This is a genomic window from Streptomyces sp. NPDC043952, from assembly GCF_056435325.1.
In genome coordinates this window covers 1-16,995 of sequence record NZ_JBWKES010000020.1, presented here as the reverse complement: position 1 = coordinate 16,995, position 16,995 = coordinate 1, and the positions used below count along the sequence as shown (strand labels likewise).

The 16,995-nt window shown below is 71.9% G+C and carries 11 protein-coding genes and 2 pseudogenes; 6 read left to right on the top strand and 7 right to left on the bottom strand.

What is annotated here, in order from left to right; all coding sequences use genetic code 11:
* Positions 1-724: 724 nt before the first annotated feature.
* The 4 genes from AC069R_RS22540 to AC069R_RS22525 all read right to left on the bottom strand — a co-directional run bounded on the left by AC069R_RS22540 (position 725) and on the right by AC069R_RS22525 (position 8,279).
* Complete coding sequence (locus AC069R_RS22540) at positions 725-5,245, bottom strand: caspase, EACC1-associated type (protein WP_478768596.1); 4,521 nt, start codon at positions 5,243-5,245, stop codon at positions 725-727.
* Positions 5,226-5,690 carry an effector-associated constant component EACC1 gene (locus AC069R_RS22535; RefSeq protein ID WP_478768595.1) on the bottom strand — a complete coding sequence of 155 codons (465 nt, stop codon included), beginning with the start codon at positions 5,688-5,690 and terminating at the stop codon, positions 5,226-5,228. Before AC069R_RS22535 ends, AC069R_RS22540 begins: the two co-directional genes overlap by 20 nt.
* Before the next feature lie 141 nt (positions 5,691-5,831).
* Complete coding sequence (locus tag AC069R_RS22530; protein ID WP_478768594.1) at positions 5,832-7,307, bottom strand: MFS transporter; 1,476 nt, start codon at positions 7,305-7,307, stop codon at positions 5,832-5,834.
* 609 nt (positions 7,308-7,916) lie between these two features.
* The gene (locus AC069R_RS22525) at positions 7,917-8,279 is read right to left on the bottom strand and encodes a hypothetical protein (protein ID WP_478768593.1); all 363 of its coding nucleotides are present in this window, start codon (positions 8,277-8,279) and stop codon (positions 7,917-7,919) included.
* A 274-nt stretch (positions 8,280-8,553) separates the two neighbouring features.
* Here AC069R_RS22525 and AC069R_RS22520 point away from each other — a divergent pair.
* Positions 8,554-8,650, top strand: a pseudogene (locus AC069R_RS22520).
* Between the two features lie 39 nt (positions 8,651-8,689).
* On the opposite strand, the gene AC069R_RS22515 reads toward AC069R_RS22520, so the two are convergent.
* Entirely contained in the window at positions 8,690-9,574 is an 885-nt protein-coding gene (locus AC069R_RS22515; RefSeq protein ID WP_478768592.1) for a LysR family transcriptional regulator, read from the bottom strand.
* Between the two features lie 82 nt (positions 9,575-9,656).
* Between AC069R_RS22515 and AC069R_RS22510 the strand changes: the two genes are divergently transcribed.
* The 3 genes from AC069R_RS22510 (at position 9,657) to AC069R_RS22500 (ending at position 12,876) form a co-directional block, all read left to right on the top strand.
* Positions 9,657-10,559: a DMT family transporter gene (locus tag AC069R_RS22510; protein ID WP_478768591.1), complete on the top strand. Its 903-nt coding sequence runs from the start codon at positions 9,657-9,659 to the stop codon at positions 10,557-10,559.
* Positions 10,560-10,819: 260 nt separating this feature from the next.
* Positions 10,820-11,860, top strand: a complete 1,041-nt coding sequence (locus AC069R_RS22505) for a tetratricopeptide repeat protein (RefSeq protein ID WP_478768590.1) — start codon at positions 10,820-10,822, stop codon at positions 11,858-11,860.
* Complete coding sequence (locus tag AC069R_RS22500; RefSeq protein ID WP_478768589.1) at positions 11,857-12,876, top strand: polyprenyl synthetase family protein; 1,020 nt, start codon at positions 11,857-11,859, stop codon at positions 12,874-12,876. Before AC069R_RS22505 ends, AC069R_RS22500 begins: the two co-directional genes overlap by 4 nt.
* A gap of 462 nt (positions 12,877-13,338) precedes the next feature.
* Here the strand turns inward: AC069R_RS22500 and AC069R_RS22495 are convergent, their stop codons facing one another.
* Both AC069R_RS22495 and AC069R_RS22490 read right to left on the bottom strand, forming a co-directional pair.
* A complete protein-coding gene (locus AC069R_RS22495; protein WP_478768588.1) occupies positions 13,339-14,856 on the bottom strand; it encodes a hypothetical protein in 1,518 nt (505 codons plus the stop codon).
* Between the two features lie 106 nt (positions 14,857-14,962).
* Positions 14,963-16,105 carry a DUF6183 family protein gene (locus AC069R_RS22490; protein ID WP_478768587.1) on the bottom strand — a complete coding sequence of 381 codons (1,143 nt, stop codon included), beginning with the start codon at positions 16,103-16,105 and terminating at the stop codon, positions 14,963-14,965.
* Between the two features lie 34 nt (positions 16,106-16,139).
* Between AC069R_RS22490 and AC069R_RS22485 the strand changes: the two genes are divergently transcribed.
* The gene (locus AC069R_RS22485; protein ID WP_478768586.1) at positions 16,140-16,700 is read left to right on the top strand and encodes a polyprenyl synthetase family protein; all 561 of its coding nucleotides are present in this window, start codon (positions 16,140-16,142) and stop codon (positions 16,698-16,700) included.
* Positions 16,701-16,813: 113 nt separating this feature from the next.
* Positions 16,814-16,900, top strand: a pseudogene (locus tag AC069R_RS22480) (transcriptional regulator); the annotation flags it as partial.
* Between the last annotated feature and the right edge of the window lie 95 nt (positions 16,901-16,995).

Genomic DNA, 16,995 nt, shown 5'->3' with positions numbered 1-16,995 from the left:
TCCCGCAGGAGAGACACCTGGCCGGCGAACGCGGCCGGTCGTACATGAGGTCCCCCGAACGGCACCCCCGACGGAGGTTGTCCTGTTCACAAGCACGGACAACCCCACGAGCAGCGCTCTCTACCAGCGCATTGGCTACGTCCGTATCGCCGACTTCGCCGGGCACAAGCCCGCACGCAGCGGATGGGTTCCTCCTCAGCCCGAACCACCCCCACGACAGCACGGCGATGTCTCCTGCGATCTTGAGCCAGCCGAAGTGAGGTGGAGTCGTCGTTCGGGGTACGGCTTTTCGGTGAAACCGTGCCGGCCTTGTCCTGTTCGGCGCAGCTCTGGGTGATGCGGCTTCCTTTCCGTACGTCCTTGTAGTCGCCGGGAGCCTTGCGCTGCCGGAAGTGCGGCGGCGCACCCAGGGCAGCACCGATCTGGCCTGCGTCGACGGTCGCCTTCCACATCCGCGGTGTGACGGTCCCCAGCTTCAAGGACACCGCTCTCCACTCCACCGGCGTTCGGTAGCGGATGCCGTCGATGGTGACCGGAGATCCCCGCCGGTCGAGCAGAGGAGGTAGCCGCCCAACGTCACAGCCCACGGAACCTTCTTCGGGGCGAAGACCGATGTGGTGCCGGTAGCGGTGTGGGACTGAGAGGGCCGGACCCGCTGACGTGCTCCACCCGGTCGTCGCCGAACGGCCAACAGCAGGCTTGCCCGTGGCCGTACCCCCGACGCTCACCCTCCCCCCGAGCACGGGTTGCGGTACGGCACGCCGGGGGCGTACTTGGCCCACTGGGAGGCGGTGATCGGCGTGTGCAGCGTGGAGGAGCACAAGGTGTCGGCGACCTTGGCCGGGTCGGTGTCGTAGAGCGTGACGGAGCCGGACGCGGCGACCGCGATGGTGCTGCCCGAGGGGGAGAACGCGGCGGTGAGCTGGTCCCCGGTCGCATCCGTGGGTTCGAGGGTGGCCAGCAGCGTGGGGGACGAAGAGGGCGGTGTCCGCCACAACTGCATTCCCGGCTGCTCATTGCTCCCGTCGGCCAGCAGTCCGCCGTTCGGTGCGAAGACGAAGCCGCTGGTGCCGCGCAACGTACTGATCGTGCCGAGGACACGCGGGTGCGCGGGGTCGTCGGCGTCCCAGACGGTGGCGGTGTTGTCGCCGGCGCCGGCGGCCACCAAGCGCCGACCGTCGTCGCTGAGCCCCACGGTCGAGCTGACGGCTCCCGGAAGGGCGACGGTGCTGCGCGGGCGGCCGTCGGCGAGGACGAACAGGGACAGCGACGCTCCGGGGCCGGCGACTCCGGACGTGGCGGCCACCACCCCGGTCACCGCCGCGGTGAGACCGCCCTTGTTCACCCGCGGCAGAGCCGAAGTGGCACCGCGGACCGGGTGGTCGGGGTCGTTGACGTTCCACCAGCTGATGCCGGACCCGGTGAGGATGCAGGCGGTGTGGCTGTTCACCAGTCCGGCGATGTCCGAGGCGGGGTCGGGCAACGGGATCGAACCCGCTCGTTCGGCGTGCAGGGCGCCGGTGACGCGCCACAGCACCAGCCGGTCGTGGCTCTGTACCGCGACGAGGCCGCCGGCTTGGTCGGTGGTGACGCCGGGCGTGAGGATGATGGGGCCCAGGCCGGACGGTTCGGTGGGGAAGTCGACGGAACCCAGCGACGCCGTCTTGGCCGGATGGTGCGTGTCATGCAGGCCCCAGATCTGCACCGCGCCGTTGTGCGCGACGGTCAGCAGTGCCCTCGGCGCGAGGAACGTCACCATCTGCGGGATGTCCGGCAGTTGGAAGGTGGCGTCGAGGACGGGATCGCCGGCGGCGGAGGCGTCCCAGATGCCGAGCGGCGACGGGGACGTACGAGAACCGGTGTCGCGCGGTGCCGCGATCAGTTTCCCGTCGGGACTCATGCTCCACACATCGCGGCCGGTGATCGCCATGCCGGCCGCCTGCGCCAGGGGCCGGCGCCACAACCGGAGTTTGCCGTCCCGGCCGCCGGTGAGGATGTCACCGCCCGCGGTGTAGGCCACGGTGAAGGTGTCGAACCCGGTCCGCGCGCAGTCGGTCAGCGCCATGCCCTGGAGGTTGGCGGGGGTCAGTCTCACCTGGCACAGAGCGCTCTTGGGATCGTCGGTGCCGACACCGCCGTAGACGAGCCGGCTGCCGTCCGGGCTGAAGGCCACACTTTCCAGGTCGGCCGGCGCGATCCCGGTACTGACCTCGACGGGCTTCGGGTGAGCCGGATCGTCCATCTTCCACAGCCGGAGAACGGCGTCTCCGGCGGTACCCATCATGCGGCCGTCGGGGCTGAACGCCACACTCTGGAAACCGGCGGAGAGGGAGGCGAGCTTCTTCGGCCTGGCGGGGTCGGCCACGTTCCACACCTGCGTCGCGCCCCGCTGATTGGTCTGTGCCAGCAGGTGGCCCCGCGGGGCGAACGCGACCCCCGCGAGCAGGGCCTCCGAAGCGGGATCGGCCAGGACGGCCCGTACCCGCGGGTGCGCCGGGTCGGCGATCGACCACAGCAGCGTGAAGCCCTGCTCGGCCGCGGCCGCGAGCAGCGAACCGTCAGGGCTGACGGCCATGGCGGAGAGCTGCGTCTTCCGGCCGGACAGCCGCGCCGGGACCGGCAACTCCGCTCCCGCTCGCGGATGACGGGGATCCGTCAGATCCCACAGGCACAGCGCCTTGCCGGTGGCGGCGCAGTGCCCGGCGAGCAGCCTCCCGCCGGGGGCGAGGGCGATGGCCGAGCCGCCGGCCGGGATGGTGGAGTCGAGGACCGGTGCGGCGGGGTCGGCGAGATTCCAGATCCGTACCGACGCGTTCGCATCGCTGTCCGCGGCCAGGGGACCGTCGGGCTGCGTGGCGATGCGCAGCACGGGGCTGCCACTGGCGAGCACACCGTCCACGGGCGTGTTGAGCGAGCTGTAGAGCTGGTCGGTGGCCTCCCGCGTGGGAGCGGACCGGTAGGCGGCGACGGCCAGTTGGGCGGCCAGCCCCGGATCGGTGGACCGGACCGCCTCGGCGTCGGCGGCGAGATCGGTGGAGCGCACCACGGCCGCCTTCCGCGCCGCCTGCTGTCCCTCCCACACGGATCTCCGTTCGGCGATCACGCCCAGGACGGAGGCCAGCAGGGCGAGTACGACGAGCACCGAGGTGACCGCCCACAGGATCCGGCGCCTGCGGCGGGCCGCCCGCTGATCCCGCAGCCCCTGGTCCAGGAACGTGCGGGCGGTGGGGCCGAGGGCCCTTCCGGCGCGCTCGTGGTCGCGGGCGGCACGGTCGGCGGTCTCCAGACGGTGACCGCGGTAGAGATCGCTGGCCCTGCGCCCGGCCTGATCCCAGGCGCGGGCGGCATCGGACAACTGCTGAAGGGCGAGCAGTCCGGCGCGGTCTTCGTCGATCCACGCACGTAGCCGCGCCCACGCGTACAGGAGCGCCTCATGGGCGATCTCGACGCCCTCCTCGTCCACCGTGACCAGCCGGGCCGCGGCCAGCGCGTGCAACACCCGTACGGCGGCGGCCCGTTCGCCGGGGTCGGCCAGGTCGTCGAGGGAGAGTCTGCGCCGGGTGTCCTCCACGCCCTCGCCGATGTGCACCAGGCGCAGCAGCAGACCGCGCACCAGCGCCTGCTCCCCGGCGGGCAGCGCGGTGTACGCCTGCTCCGCGGTGGTCGAGATGGCGTCGTCGACGCCGCCGGTGGCGCGGTATCCGGCCAGGGTGAGCAGCGTGCCGCTGCGTTGCTGCCAGGTGGCCAGCAGCGCGTGGGACAGCAGCGGCAGCACGGGAGAGCGCACACCCTGCCGCCGTACGCCGGCCTCGCGCAGCAGGGTGTCGGCCAGCCCCTCCTCCAGGCGCAGTCCCACGACGCGGGCGGGCTGCTCGATCACCGCCAGCAGTTCCTCCGGCCCGAGCGGGCCGACCACGACCTGCCGCTTCTCCAGCGCCGCCACGAGTGCGGGATAGCGGGTGCACGCCTCGTAGAAGTCGGCCCGCAGGGCGATCACGACGGTGGTCCGGCCCTCGGCCAGAGCGGTGAGTTCGCGTACGAAGCGCTGCCGGTCCTCCTCCGTCGCGCCCGCGGTGAACAGTTCTTCGAACTGGTCGACCAGCAGGACGGCCGCCTCGCCCTCCGCCAGCGCGTCGGCGCACCGGGCGAGCGCGCGCAGCGGATCGGCACCGGGCTTCATGGCGGCGATGTTCCGGCCCCCGCCGAGTTCTTCGAGGGCGGGTACGACCCCGGCGCGCAGCAAGGACGTCTTGCCGCTGCCGGAGGCCCCGACCACGGCGATCAGACCGCCGCCGCGGATACGGGTGACCAGGTCCTGGACCACCTGGTGCCGCCCGAAGAAGTAGCGGGCGTCCTCGGGGCCGAACGACTCCAGTCCCCGGAAGGGGCACGGTACGTCGTCCGGCTCGGCACCGGCAGCAGCGGGGGACAGCTCTTCCGGGGCGGGCGCGGAACGCGGACGGTAGGCGGGATTGCGGGCGACGACCAGCTCGCCCGCCCGGTCGCTGCTGTGCCGCCGGGGACGCGGAGCGCCTTCCGCAGGCAGGATCCGGGCCAGGTAGCGGTAGGCGTGGTCGAGCGTCAGCTCCCGCGGTCCGGCCGGGTCGCCGTCCCGCAGCAACTGGATCAGCCCGCCGGTGAACGCGGTGTACGCCGCCCCCGGACGGGCCAGCCCGAGTTCCTCGCGGGCGGTCGAGGTGAGCAGGAACCCGCCCCGCACCAGGCTCTGTTCGAAGACGGCGTCCAGCGCCGGAGGCCCGAGCGGGGTCTGGGCCCGGCCGGAGAAGCAGCAGTCCAGCAACACGGCGACGGAGCGTGCGCTGCTGGCGCGGATGGTCTCGCGTAACGCCTCGTACCGCAGCGCCTTCCAGGACAGGCCGTCCACCAGATCGTCGGTGGCGCAGGTGGCCAGGCACAGCCCCTCGTCGCCGCCCACCAGCCCATGGCCGATGAAATGGACCAGCAGGGTGTCGTCCGCCTCCTGCGCCGCCTGCCGGACGGCGTTGCCGAACTCCAGCGGGCTCGGCGGATCCAGCAGGACGCGCAGATTGGCCCGCGGCACCCCGACCCGCTGGTGCAGGACGTCCGCCAGGTCCGTCAACGACGGTTCGACCGCGCGGATGCCGGGCAGCCGCCCACCCTCCGGATACCGGCCCGTCCCGACGAGCAGCACACGTGAACCCGGCCGTGCCAGCGCGACGGGCCGTAACCCGCCGCCGGCGTCCTCAACGCTCGGAGGCGTCATCAAGGGCTCCGTCGCCGCGTGCATCCCGCTCGACCGCGTCGGGCCAAGCCACTTCGGCCAACTGCGCCACCTGGGCCCGCAGTTGAGCGGCGTCCAAGGCGCGCACCCGGTCCGCGCGCAGCTCGATCCGGCTCCCGTCACGCCGTGACAGGCGGACCGTGACGCTTCCCGTACGCCGACGCAGCCAGGCGACGAGCACGCTGGCCATGGCCGTCGCGACCCCGCCGGAGCCGAGGGTCACCACCAGGTGCTCCAACTCCCCGCCCAGAGCCCCTTCGGGGACCGGACCGACCTCCCTGCGCACGCAGCCGCGCAGGCCGTCCTCCTCGTCCAGCCAGCGGGCGAGATCGGCCGCCGCCGCCGTCACGTCCGCGTCCACGGACAACGTGACGACGCCCACCGCCGACCCACCGCCCCGCACGGCCCCGGCCGTGTCACCCGCCATGAAGTCCCCCCGTTTCCAACGCACTTGGTCTTCCAGTCACCCGCACCGGAGACGCGGACGACCAGTGTGGGCGACGGGCCCCGAGCCTTCAAGGACCCCAACGAGCGACACAGCGGGCTTTGGGCGCCGTTGTCCGTCGGCTCACGCCCCTTCGCCGCCCCCAGCGGTACTCGCGCTGCGGGCGGCGCCGGCGGTTTCGGCCTCGGCCCCCCGGCGTGTCTTGCCGACGCCGCCGACGAAGATGCAGGCGAGCGCGGCGGCCGCGGTGGCGCCGAGGATCATCGTCCAGCCCCGGTCGAAGGCGTCCACGGGGTGGGCCGGCGCTGCGCCCATGGTGGCGACCAGCAGGGAGATGCCGAGGACGGTGCCGGCCTGGCGTGCCATGGTGACGACGCCGGAACCGGTGGAGAAGCTCTGCGGCGGCAGCGCGGAGACACCGGCGCTGATCAGCGTGGGCAGGGTCAGGCCGACGCCGATACCGGTGAGCAGCATGCCCGGCAGCATCCCGCCCGCGTAGCCGGAGTCCGGCGTGAGCAGCGTCAGCCACCAGGCGATGCCCGCGCCGAAGACGACACAGCCGGTGAAGGCGACCACGCCGGAGCCGAAGCGGTGGATCACCGGCCCGATGCTCATCGCCAGCGCGGGCGGCAGCAGGGTGCCGGGGAAGATCGCGAGACCGGTCCGCACCGCCGACCAGTGCCACACGTCCTGGCACCACAGCACGGTCGACAGCAGCATGGCGGCGAACGCTACGGCGAACAGGACGTTGGAGAACGAGGAGGGGCTGAAGCCGCGGAACCTGAACAGCGGCAGCGGCAGCACCGGCGACGGGTGGCGCGCCGAACGCGCCGTGAACCAGGCCAGCAGCAGCACCGCGAGTACGAGAGCGCCGATGAACTCCACCGACGCCCAGCCCCAGTCGTCACCCTTGACCAGGCCGAGGGCGATCAGGGCGATGGCGCAGGTCAGCACGGCGGCACCGAGCACGTCAGCCCGCGGCAGGTCCCGCGAGGGAACGCGCGGCAGCACCCGCAGTCCGCCCAGCAGCGCGGCCGCCCCGATCGGCACGTTCATCAGGAAGACCCAGTGCCAGCTCAGATCGGTCAGCAGCCCGCCCAGCACCGGGCCCAGCGCACTGGCCACCCCGCTGATCGCCGTCCACCCGCGCACCGACGCCAGACGCTTGTCGGGGGGAGCGGTCGCCAGCAACAGGCCGAGCGAGGAGGGGATCAGCATCGCCGCACCGACGGCCTGCAATACCCGCGCCCCGACCAGGAACCAGATCCCCGGCGCCAGCGCGCACAGCACCGAGGAGACCGTGAACAGCACGAGGCCGGACAGGTAGGCGATCCGCGGATTGACCCGGTCGGCGAGGTTGCCCGCCGGCACCAGCAGTGCCGCGAACACCACCGCGTACGCGTTCAGCACCCACGACAGGGACGCCAGCGGTGCCCCCGAGAATTGGCGGCCGATGTCCGGCAGCGCCACGTTGACGATGAACACGTCCAGGTTGGCCATGGCCACCCCGGCGCCGATCACCGTGAAGACCACCCCGAGCCGCGGTCGGGCCTGCGGGGGGCTGGGGGCATCGGCGGTCCGGCCGTCGGCGAGGCTCATGTCCGTCTCTCCTCAGTTTGAATTTCCAACTCACCTGTGCGGTGAAGTTAGCAACGAAGGAACGGACACGGCAACGCCCGCCGACACGCTGTGACGCGCACCTCGTCCGGCACCGGCACGCGTGTTGGCGAATCGCCGGACAACAAGGGGCACCATTCCGGCCGTCAACTGCCGCACGCGCCAGGCCGGTACCCGGCCGCGCAACACCTCCGCAGTCACCCATGGAGGGGGCTGGGCCTACGGCCTTCTCCTCGGCGGCACTCCAACTCCCGGCTGTCCCGCACCCGATGGCGATGCGCGAAAACGGGTGGAAGCGCACCCGGCACCCGGATCCGGGGCAGCGCCTTCGGCGGTGCCGGATGCTTCCGGCTCGGCGTCATCGGCTACCAAGACGAGAAGGTGGTCCGTGCCCACTCCGACCAGAAAGCCGAATGGGGGACCAACGCGGTTGCTCGGCCTGTGGGTTGATGCTCCGATCGCCTCAATGGACACATGGCTGGACCCGTTCGGCGAGCCCACTGTGCTCTCGAAGAGGCTTTCATGAAGACCTGATGTCGTATCGGATGTGGAACCCAGCGCCACGGTGACGAACCCGCCTGGGCATCTCTGTCAACACGTGAGAAGGCGTTTGCCGCCCTCGGCATGACGGGCCTGCCCTGCGGTCCGCTCGCCGGCGTCTTCGCCACCCCCGTACGTCTCGCACTGCGCCTGACCGCCGCTTCCGGCAGGGTCAAACGCGGCGCGGACGCGGCCGTTTCCGCAGCAACGACCTTTCTGGGTATGTTGCTCGCGGAATTCTTCACGCCCGGTCTCCGTGTCGAACACCCCTGGCTTCCGGCGCTGCTGGTGACACTGCCGGTCGCTCTCGCCAACCTGGTGATCCATCACATGGAGCGCCGTAAGAACGACGATGATGACGAGGGGGCAGGGGATGAGACTCTCCTGGTTCTGGTTGCTGATATTCCACGTCAACGATTTCGGATACAGTCACGGCCTTCTGCCAGGAGCGATCGGGACGGCCGCCTTTCTCGTCGCAGCCGTTGCGCTCGGAACCACCCTCCACCGTTCCCGCTACGCCGCGCTCGCCGGGGCCGCCCTCCTCTTCTGCGGTGGTGTCGGGTGGCTCGCCGCCCACTGAGCCCCGCCGGCGGCCCGCGGGTTCGTCAGCGGCGCGTCAGGGGGCGGTCAGCGGCCCCTGGCACTGTTGTTCCTGGCACCGGCACGGAAGACCGAACGCCGGTAGCAGGGAGAGGTGCCCGGAGTGGTTGATCGGGGACCAGCGAGCTCGCCTCACGGTCGGGCCCCTTCTGGGGCCCACGCAGGTTCGAATCCTGCCCTCTCCGCTCCGCGGGCACGACAGGAAGCCCGGACCATCCAGCAGCTCAGGATGACCCCGCGCACACCAGCCCTTCCAGCAGCTCTACGGCGCGCCGGGCGGCGGGGTGCCGTGCGATCGACTTCTTCACCGCAAGACTGATGTACCGGACCGGAGTGGGGGACACCAGGGCGACGGTCGTCAGGCCCTCCGGCAGCTCGCCGATACCGAGTGCCGGCACCACGGTCAGCCCGATTCCGGTTGCCACGAAGGACATCGCCGTCCGGTAATCGTGCGCTTCCACCACGAAACTCGGGGAGAACCCGGCCTGCGCGCAGGCGTTGAGCAGCACCTGGCGGCATGCCCCTTGGCGCAGGTCGTTGTCCACCCAACGCCGTTGGGCGAGGTCCGGCAATGGCACCTCCGGCATCCCGGCGAGCGGATCGTCGACGCGGACGACGGCCAGATAGGGGTCCTCCGCGAGCCGGCGCACATCGACCGGCCCGGCGCGCTCGACACCCGTCTCCTCCACGAAGATGTCGATGTCCGGGTCGCCCGGCGTGAACTCCGTCAGCAGCAAATCCAGCCGGAGGTCGGGGAACTCGGCCCGCAGCGCCGCAACGGTCGGCGCCAGCCACGCCGTTCCGGCCGAGCCGAAGTAGCCGATCGACAGGCTGCCCACCCGGCCGGCGCGCAGATCACCGACCACCCGCTCGACCCGGCTGAACGCCTCGAACAACGTGTCGGCCTCGGCGGCGAGGGTCCGGCCGGCCGCGGTGGGCTCGATGCCGCGACCGGACCGCTCGAACAGCCGCAGCCCCGTCTCCCGTTGCAGCGTGGCGAGTTGCTGACTCACCGCCGAGGGGGTGTAGCCGAGCGCGGAGGCACTCGCGCGGATCGAACCCGTCGCGACGACCGCCCGCAGGACGCGGAGCCGAGAGATGTCCAGCATCCCGTAACCGTACAGCCATGCTTAACGGATGTACAGAACTCGTCGCTTGTGCTGTACGGACGGCGCGTACGACGATGCCGGGGTGACCGATCTAGTGGAGACCACCCGGCCTACCGGCACCGGCAGAACAGACCTCGGCAGGATCGCGGCCGCCGCCGGGCTCGCGGTCGTGCTGTGGGCCTCGGCGTTCGTCGCCGTCCGCGGCGTCGGGCACGCGCTGTCCCCCGCGCCGCTGGCGCTGCTCCGGCTCGGCGTCGCGGCCGGCACGCTCACAGTGATCGCGGCGACCAGGCGGGCGGTCCGAGTCCGCCTGTCCCGCAAGGCGTTCCTGCTGATCGCGGCGTACGCCGTGCTGTGGCTCGCCGGCTACACGGTCGCGCTCAACGCGGGGGAGCGGCATGTGGATGCCGGGACCGCGGCATTGCTGGTGAACCTCGCGCCGTTGCTTGTCGCCGTCGTCGCCGGGAAGTTCCTCGGTGAAGGCTTCTCGCGACCTCTCATCGTCGGCTCGCTCGTCGCGCTGGCCGGAACCGCGATCATCGCAACCGGGGCCACCGCACAGCGCGACTGGGCGGGCGTTCTGCTGTGCCTGCTGGCCGCGGTGCTCTATGCCGCGGGCGTCATGATCCAGAAGGTCACGTTGCGGCATGTCGACGGGCTCACCGCGATCTGGCTCGGCTGCGTCGTCGCCACCGTGGTCCTGCTGCCCTGGGCGCCGCAACTGGCCGGCGAGCTGCGGACGGCGCCCGCCGGAGCGGTGCTCGGCGCCGTCTACCTGGGCGTGTTCTGCACGGCGATCGGTTTCACCGCGTGGGCCTACGCGCTGCGCCGCATGGACGCCGGTCGGCTCTCCGCGGCGACCTACGCCGTTCCGGCCGTGTCGGTGCTGTTGTCGTGGCTGCTCCTCGCCGAGATCCCGACGGCATACGGGCTCGTCGGCGGCGTACTCTGCCTGACCGGTGTCGCCCTCTCCCGCCGACGCTGAGTCACCGGCACGCCCCTGGGCCGTGCCCTGCACGGACACCGCACCACGGATCCCGCAGCGCTGAACAGCGGCCTCGGACACCGCCGTTGGCCCGTCCGCACGGAACCTTCACATCATGAGCCGCGCCGCACGGGCAACCCCCGCCGCCGTACCCGCGTCTTGATCGACAACAGACCGACACGCCCTGGTCCTCGCGGACGGGGCGTGTCCCCGACTCGCTATACACGCTGTGTATACGCATCGTGTATAGAAAGGCACGTATGTACGGCAAGGCTTTCGCGCCCGAGTACCAGGGCGCCCTGACCACCCTCTCCGTGAACTCCTCCCTGACGGACGTGCTCGCGGAAGGCATCGACAAGCTGCGCGAGGCCGAGCGGTCCGGGCACCCGGCCGAGGCCGCCCGCTGCGGGCTCGCCGTAGCCGAGGCGCACCGGCGGCTCGGAAACGTATGCGAGGCCGACCAGGCATGGAAGGCGAGCTACCGTACCGCCCGCGAGGCCGGCGACTCCGCGACGATGGCGTGGGCACTGTGGAGCGGCGGCACCCTCGCCCGGCAGCGCGGGGCCTTCCCGCTGGCCTGGCGGCTGCTCAAACTCGCGGCCGACCTCGGCGAACGGGCCGGCGACGTCGTATGCCGGGGCTACTCGCTGGCCGGACTCGCCGAGACCGGCCGCATCCAGGGCGACTACGCGGCGGTCGGCCGACTGCACGAGCAACTGCTGGCCGAGGCCCGCAGGCGCGGCGAGGCCCGGCACACGGTGTGGGCACTGGAGGGCATCGCCCAGATGCACCGCAACACCGGGGACTACGACCGGGCGTACGCGCTGTTCGAAGAGGCGGCGGAGATAGCCGAGCGCGCCGAGGACCGGCGCGGCCACGCGTGGGCGCTGCGCGGCCTCGCGGACATCCTCTCGGTGCGCGACAAGGACACCGAGAAGGCGCTGGAACTGCTGTCGCGGGCGGAGGCCGGTTGCCGCGCGATGAACCTGTCCAGCGCGCTGGCCTACAACCACAAGATGCGGGGCAACGTCCTCTTCCGGGCCGGCCGCCACGAAGAGGCACGGGGGATGTACGAGCTGGCGCTGCGGGAGTTCCGCGCGATGAGCGAGCCGCGCGGCGAGGCGCTCGCCCGGCTGGGCCTCGCCAAGTCGCTGGCCTGGCTCGGCCGGGACCGCGACGAGACGGCGGCCGAACTCGCCGACCTGGCACGCTCGTTGGAAGGCAGCGGACTCAAGCATGTGCAACGGCTGGTGATCCGCGCCCAGGAGGAGTTCGCAGCCCAGACGGAGGCCGTACGGTGACCGCGCTCCAGGCCCCGCCCGCCGCGCCCGAAGTCCTCGCCCGGTGCGCCGAGTTGGTGCGGCCGGCGCTGCGCGAGGCGGTGGGCGCGCTGCACCCGTGGACGGCCGAGATGGCCGCGTACTCCCTGGGCTGGTGCGAGGTGGGCGGCGCGCCCTCCGCCACACCGGGCGGCAAGGGCGTACGGCAGGCCCTCGCGGTGCTCGGCGCGCGGGCGGCGGGTGCCGACGCGCGCGCCGGGGTTCCGGCGGCGGTCGCGGTGGAGCTGGTGCACACCTTCTCGCTGCTGCACGACGACATCATGGACGGCGACGCGACCCGGCGCCGCCGCCCGGCCGTGTGGAAGGCGTACGGCACCGGCCCGGCGGTGCTGGCCGGCGACGCCCTGTTCGCGCTGGCGGTGGAAACCCTCGCCGCCGTGCCGCAGAGCGCCCGCGCCGTACGGCTGCTGTCGGCGGCCCTCGCCGACCTGGTGCGCGGGCAGGCCGACGACCTGCTGTTCACCGCCCGGCCGTGCACCGGCCCGGACCGGGTGACGGCCGAGGAGTACCGGGCGATGGCGGAGGCCAAGACCGGCGCCCTGCTGGGCTGCGCCTGCGCGCTGGGCGCCGTGCTCGGGGGAGCGGACGAGGACACGGCCGGCGCGCTGGACCGGGCCGGCCGGCATCTCGGCATCGCCTTCCAACTGGTCGACGACGTGCTCGGGATCTGGGGCGACCCCGCCGTCACCGGCAAGCCCGCGGGCGGCGATCTGCGGGAGGGCAAGAAGACCTACCCGGTACTGGCCGCCCTTCGCTCCCCGGCGGCCCGCCACCTGCCCGAGCTGCTGGCCGCGCCGGGGCGGGCGCGGGAGGCCGCCGAACTGATCGAGACGGCCGGCGGCCGTACGGCGGCGCTCGCCGAGGCCCGCACACACACGGCCGCCGCCCGCACCCTCCTGACCCGCGCCGCGCTGGACCCCGCGGCCACGGAGGAGCTGCTCGCGGTGCTGGACTTCCTGGTCGGCCGCGACCTGTAAACCCACCGGCGCGCCGCGCAGAGCCCAGACGGCCTTCGCCGCACCCGCCCCGGCCGTCGGGCCCGCGCGCAAGGACGGCGCGCCGGCGCGGCTGACGGACGGCACGGACAGCGCACCCCGACTCGCCGAACGCCAAGCGACGGCGGCGGACGACCGGACGACTGGGACGATCGGAATGCCCGGCGCGCCGGGCGTTGTGGCCGCGCTGCCGCCTCGCTCTGCGCCAGGAACTCCCCGCCGCGGCCGGCGGCACGGCCGCGAAGCCGGCCACGGACGCAGGGATCGCGGCGGTGCGGGGGAGCCCACCTCCACCGGGCCCGGACCGACATCGGCCGGTCCGGGCCCCGTGGCGCGCCCGCGGCGGCGCGGACCCCCGTCGTCGGCGTGACGCTCGCAGCCCTTGTCGGCGGGGAGCTTGCAGGGCTTGCGCCGCCACGCGACCGCAGTGGCCACCAGGCGCCGTCAACGCCGGGACAGCACCAGTTCCATCATGCTGTACGGGGCGAGACGGACGGAGCGCGCCGAGCCGGGCGACCTGGTCGGTGTCGTGGTGCCGGCGCCGTAGGTGTAGGCCGTGCCGGTGAGGGCGGGGCGGTAGCCGGTGTAGTCGAGCCGGACCTCGTGACTTGCCTGCGGGTCCTCGTTCTCGATGAGGACGACGAGTGTTCCGTCGCGCTGTACGGCGGCGTGCGTCACGATCATCGCGCCGGCGCCGGTGGTGCTGACCAGCCGTGCGCCCGGTGCGGCGAGCCGGGCGGCCATTCCGTAGCCGTAGTAGCTGGGGTAGGGCGTGTTGAGCGGGGGCTCGCAGACCCGCTGGCCCTGGGTGTTCGTCTGGCAGGACCGTGGGCCGTCCGAGAGCATGCCCCAGGTGCCGTAGCCCAGCCCGTCCGGGTCGTCGGGCGATCCGGCGTGGTCCTGCTGTGCTTTGTGGCGGGAGTCGAACCAGGAGACGTCGGCGGCTCCCTGTTCGAGCCAGGTGGTGACGTCGTCCGCGGCGTACAGCGCCGACGGGACGGTCGTGCTCTGCACGCCGGGGTCGGCCGACGTGGTGTTGGTCTCACCGATGACGGTCTGCACCTGGCGTGCGTGCGCCCCGAGGTTCGCGGTGATCTGCTGGTGGACGGCGGCCATGGTCGGGGCGATCCGGCCGGTGCTGGCGAACAGCGCGGCGTCGGTGTTCCCGGCGGCACCCTGGCCGTAGTTGTACCAGTGGACGTCGGCGAAATCGACCGAGTCGCCGGCGGCGGCGAGCACCGGGTCGTTCCAGTCCTTGCCGCCGATGGAGGCGAACGGCGCCAGCTCGACTCCGATTTTGATCGACGGGTCGACCGCCTTCATGGCCTGGGCGAACTTCACCACGTTCCGGCCGTACTCGGCCGGTGTCTTCACCGCGTGGTGGTCCGGCTCGGTCGCATCCGGGTACATGTAGCCGTTGCCCCACACCTCCTCGCCGATGGCCCAGTACTTGATGTGGTCGTGGTCGACGATGTTGGCCTGCCGCACCCACGCCGCGGCCTCCTGCGGACCGATGTCCGTGCCCGCGGGCCCGTCGTCGGCGGTGCTGCCGTAGTTGACGTGGACCATCATCTGCGCGCCGGTCTTCTTCACACCCGCGGCCCAGGACTGCCACGGCTCCGCCTTGGGCGAGGGATCGCCGGTGAGGGGGTCGGGATCGAAGGAGTTGGTCCGCCACCGGTAGGTGTCGTCCCAGGGGCCGGTGCTCAGCTCCCGCAGCCGGACCTTGTCCGCGCGCAGCAGACGGCCGGCGGCGGACGCACCCGCCGCGGAGTCGGTCTGCCAGTCGTCGACACCCAGCGCATCCCCGCCGACGCTCGCCAGCGTGTGGTCGGCATGCACGGTGACCGAACCGGGCGCCGCCGTACTGGTGGCGCCGGCCACCGGTGCCGTGCTCCATGCGGTGCCGACGGTGGCCATGGTCGCGGCGAGAAGCGCCGCAGCTCTCGTAAACCTGTTCACATAGGGAACCTAGGACCGTATTGCCGATCCCTGGGCCTTTTTACCCGATGATCAGGCAGCCGTGGAGTGCCCAACAGGGAAGAGAACTGCTCGACCTCATCAAGGATCAGTCGGTGTCCGTGGCCGCCAGCACAGCGATGCGCCGAGCCCCCGGGGCGACGGAGACCAGCCCTATGTCCCACGCCACACGCTCGAACCACTTCGTGGCGGCTTCGAAGCCGTACCAGTCGCATTCCTGGATGTGCCGCTCCACTTCACCGACCGGCGCCGTCGTGGATGCCCCGGACAGAGCGGTGAGGGAACGCCAGGCCGCCAGGCGCCCGTAAGCGCCGTAGACGCCGTTGTTGTACGCGCCACCGGTCGACGCCGCCGCGAAGAGCATGCGCCAGGCGCGTTCCGGCCGACAGGCGGAGAGGGCGAAGGGCTTACGCGGACCGACGCCGCTCAGGCACTCCAGCCCCAGTGCCGTCAACAGGCCGGGGAGGGTCTTCGCCTCGACTGGCCCTGCCAGTTCGTACGTTCTGGCCTCACTGCGGCCGTTGGACTCCTCCACCCAGTTGGCCACCGCTGCGGTCGCGGCCTCGCCGAACTCCTCCGTCGTCGTCTCGACCGCTTGCGGCAGGCGGGGAACGCGGCCCAGCGCGACGCCGGGACCGTCCTGCGGGCCGTACGGCATCGAATAACTGGCCCCACCCACGGAGTAGTTGGGCAGAGACGGCGACTCCTCGATCACCGACAGCTCCAACGGCAGCCATGCGAGCGGGTGGTGGCGCCAGTGCGGTGAAGTCGCCCACGCCTGGACGGCCGGTGACTTGGTGATCGAGACGCCCCTGAGCACCAACTCGTGCACGAGGCAGGCCCGAAGCTCCTCCGAGGCCGCCGCGCGCGAGCTGCCGCCGGCGAAGGCGACGGCCAGGTCCTCCGGGCTCTGGCCATGGGCCAGAAGGGAAGCCGCGTAACGGGCCAGCTTCCTGTTGCCGGGCGAGGCGGCCGACACGAGCCGCAGGGCCTGCTCGGCACACTCCTGGCCCGAGGCCATGGTCAGCAGGCGAAGGAGACGGTCGAAGACACTTCGGTACTGCCAGACCTGAGCGGCAGACGAGCCGTACCGACCGGCGAGAGCGATGCCGAGATCGGCTACGAAGGCGATATCGCCCTGGTCGAGCCTGCGCTCGGCCGTGTCCCACACTTCGGTCACGCTCTTCAGGTCGGGCAGTTCCGTCACGATCTTCTGTATCTCGTCGCTCACGACGTGAGCCTATGGGAGGACTGGTTTGAGGAGCATGTCCATTTACGTGGCCACAGTCGGAAGCCCCTGCCGGCCTGGGACAACGACCTCCCTGGGAACGTCGTCCCCGACCGCCCCAGACGGCAACCGACCCAACCTGACTCCGGCCAGGCCGCTTCCGTCACCTCTCGGCTCAGCGATCCTGGCCGGAGCGCCCCCCGAGCAGCACCAGGCTCTGCGCCAGTTCGGAGAACAGCTCGGCATGGCCTTCCAGATCCGCGACGACCTGCTCCCGTACACCGCCGCGGAGCAGGTCACCGGCAAGACAGCCATCAGCGACGTGGCCAACCTCCAGCCCACCCTCCCCGTCCTGCTCGCCTACGAAGCCGCCGACGAAGCCGACCGCGACCGCCTGACCGCCGTCTTCCGCGGCGGCACCGACCCCGTCACCGCACACCGGGACATCCTCACCGTACTGACCCGCACGGGCGCTCTCACCGAGGCGGCCCGGATGGCATCCTCCCGCGCCGCACAAGCACGCGCCGAACTCACCGGCCTGCCGGACTCCACCAAGCTCGCCGAACTGGCCACCTCGGCAGCCGACCGCCGGCGCTGAACAGAGCCCCCACCCGGTCGCAGGGCTGACCGGCCCACCACGAGCAATCTTCAGACAAGTTGGCGCGAAATAATCCCTTGCGCAATGGTCAAGAACTGTTGACCATTGCTCGCATGCCTACCGACGACCTTCCCGAGACGTTCCACGTCACCACCGACGAACAACTGCGCGCCGTCTCCAACCTCACGCGTCACCGCATCTGTATTGCCCCGTGAGGTTGGGGACGCGGCTGGCGGGTGGTTTACCTGCGAGCGCGGTGTGTCCGCGGTGGTGATTGTAGGTGTGCAGCCAGGCG

Excerpts from the sequence above, each read along its gene's own strand:
- AC069R_RS22540 (WP_478768596.1), bottom strand. The coding sequence starts at position 5,245 with ATGACGCCTCCGAGCGTTGAGGACGCCGGCGGCGGGTTACGGCCCGTC.
- AC069R_RS22535 (WP_478768595.1), bottom strand. The coding sequence starts at position 5,690 with ATGGCGGGTGACACGGCCGGGGCCGTGCGGGGCGGTGGGTCGGCGGTG.
- AC069R_RS22530 (WP_478768594.1), bottom strand. The coding sequence starts at position 7,307 with ATGAGCCTCGCCGACGGCCGGACCGCCGATGCCCCCAGCCCCCCGCAG.
- AC069R_RS22515 (WP_478768592.1), bottom strand. The coding sequence starts at position 9,574 with ATGCTGGACATCTCTCGGCTCCGCGTCCTGCGGGCGGTCGTCGCGACG.
- AC069R_RS22505 (WP_478768590.1), top strand. The coding sequence starts at position 10,820 with ATGTACGGCAAGGCTTTCGCGCCCGAGTACCAGGGCGCCCTGACCACC.
- AC069R_RS22485 (WP_478768586.1), top strand. The coding sequence starts at position 16,140 with ATGTCCATTTACGTGGCCACAGTCGGAAGCCCCTGCCGGCCTGGGACA.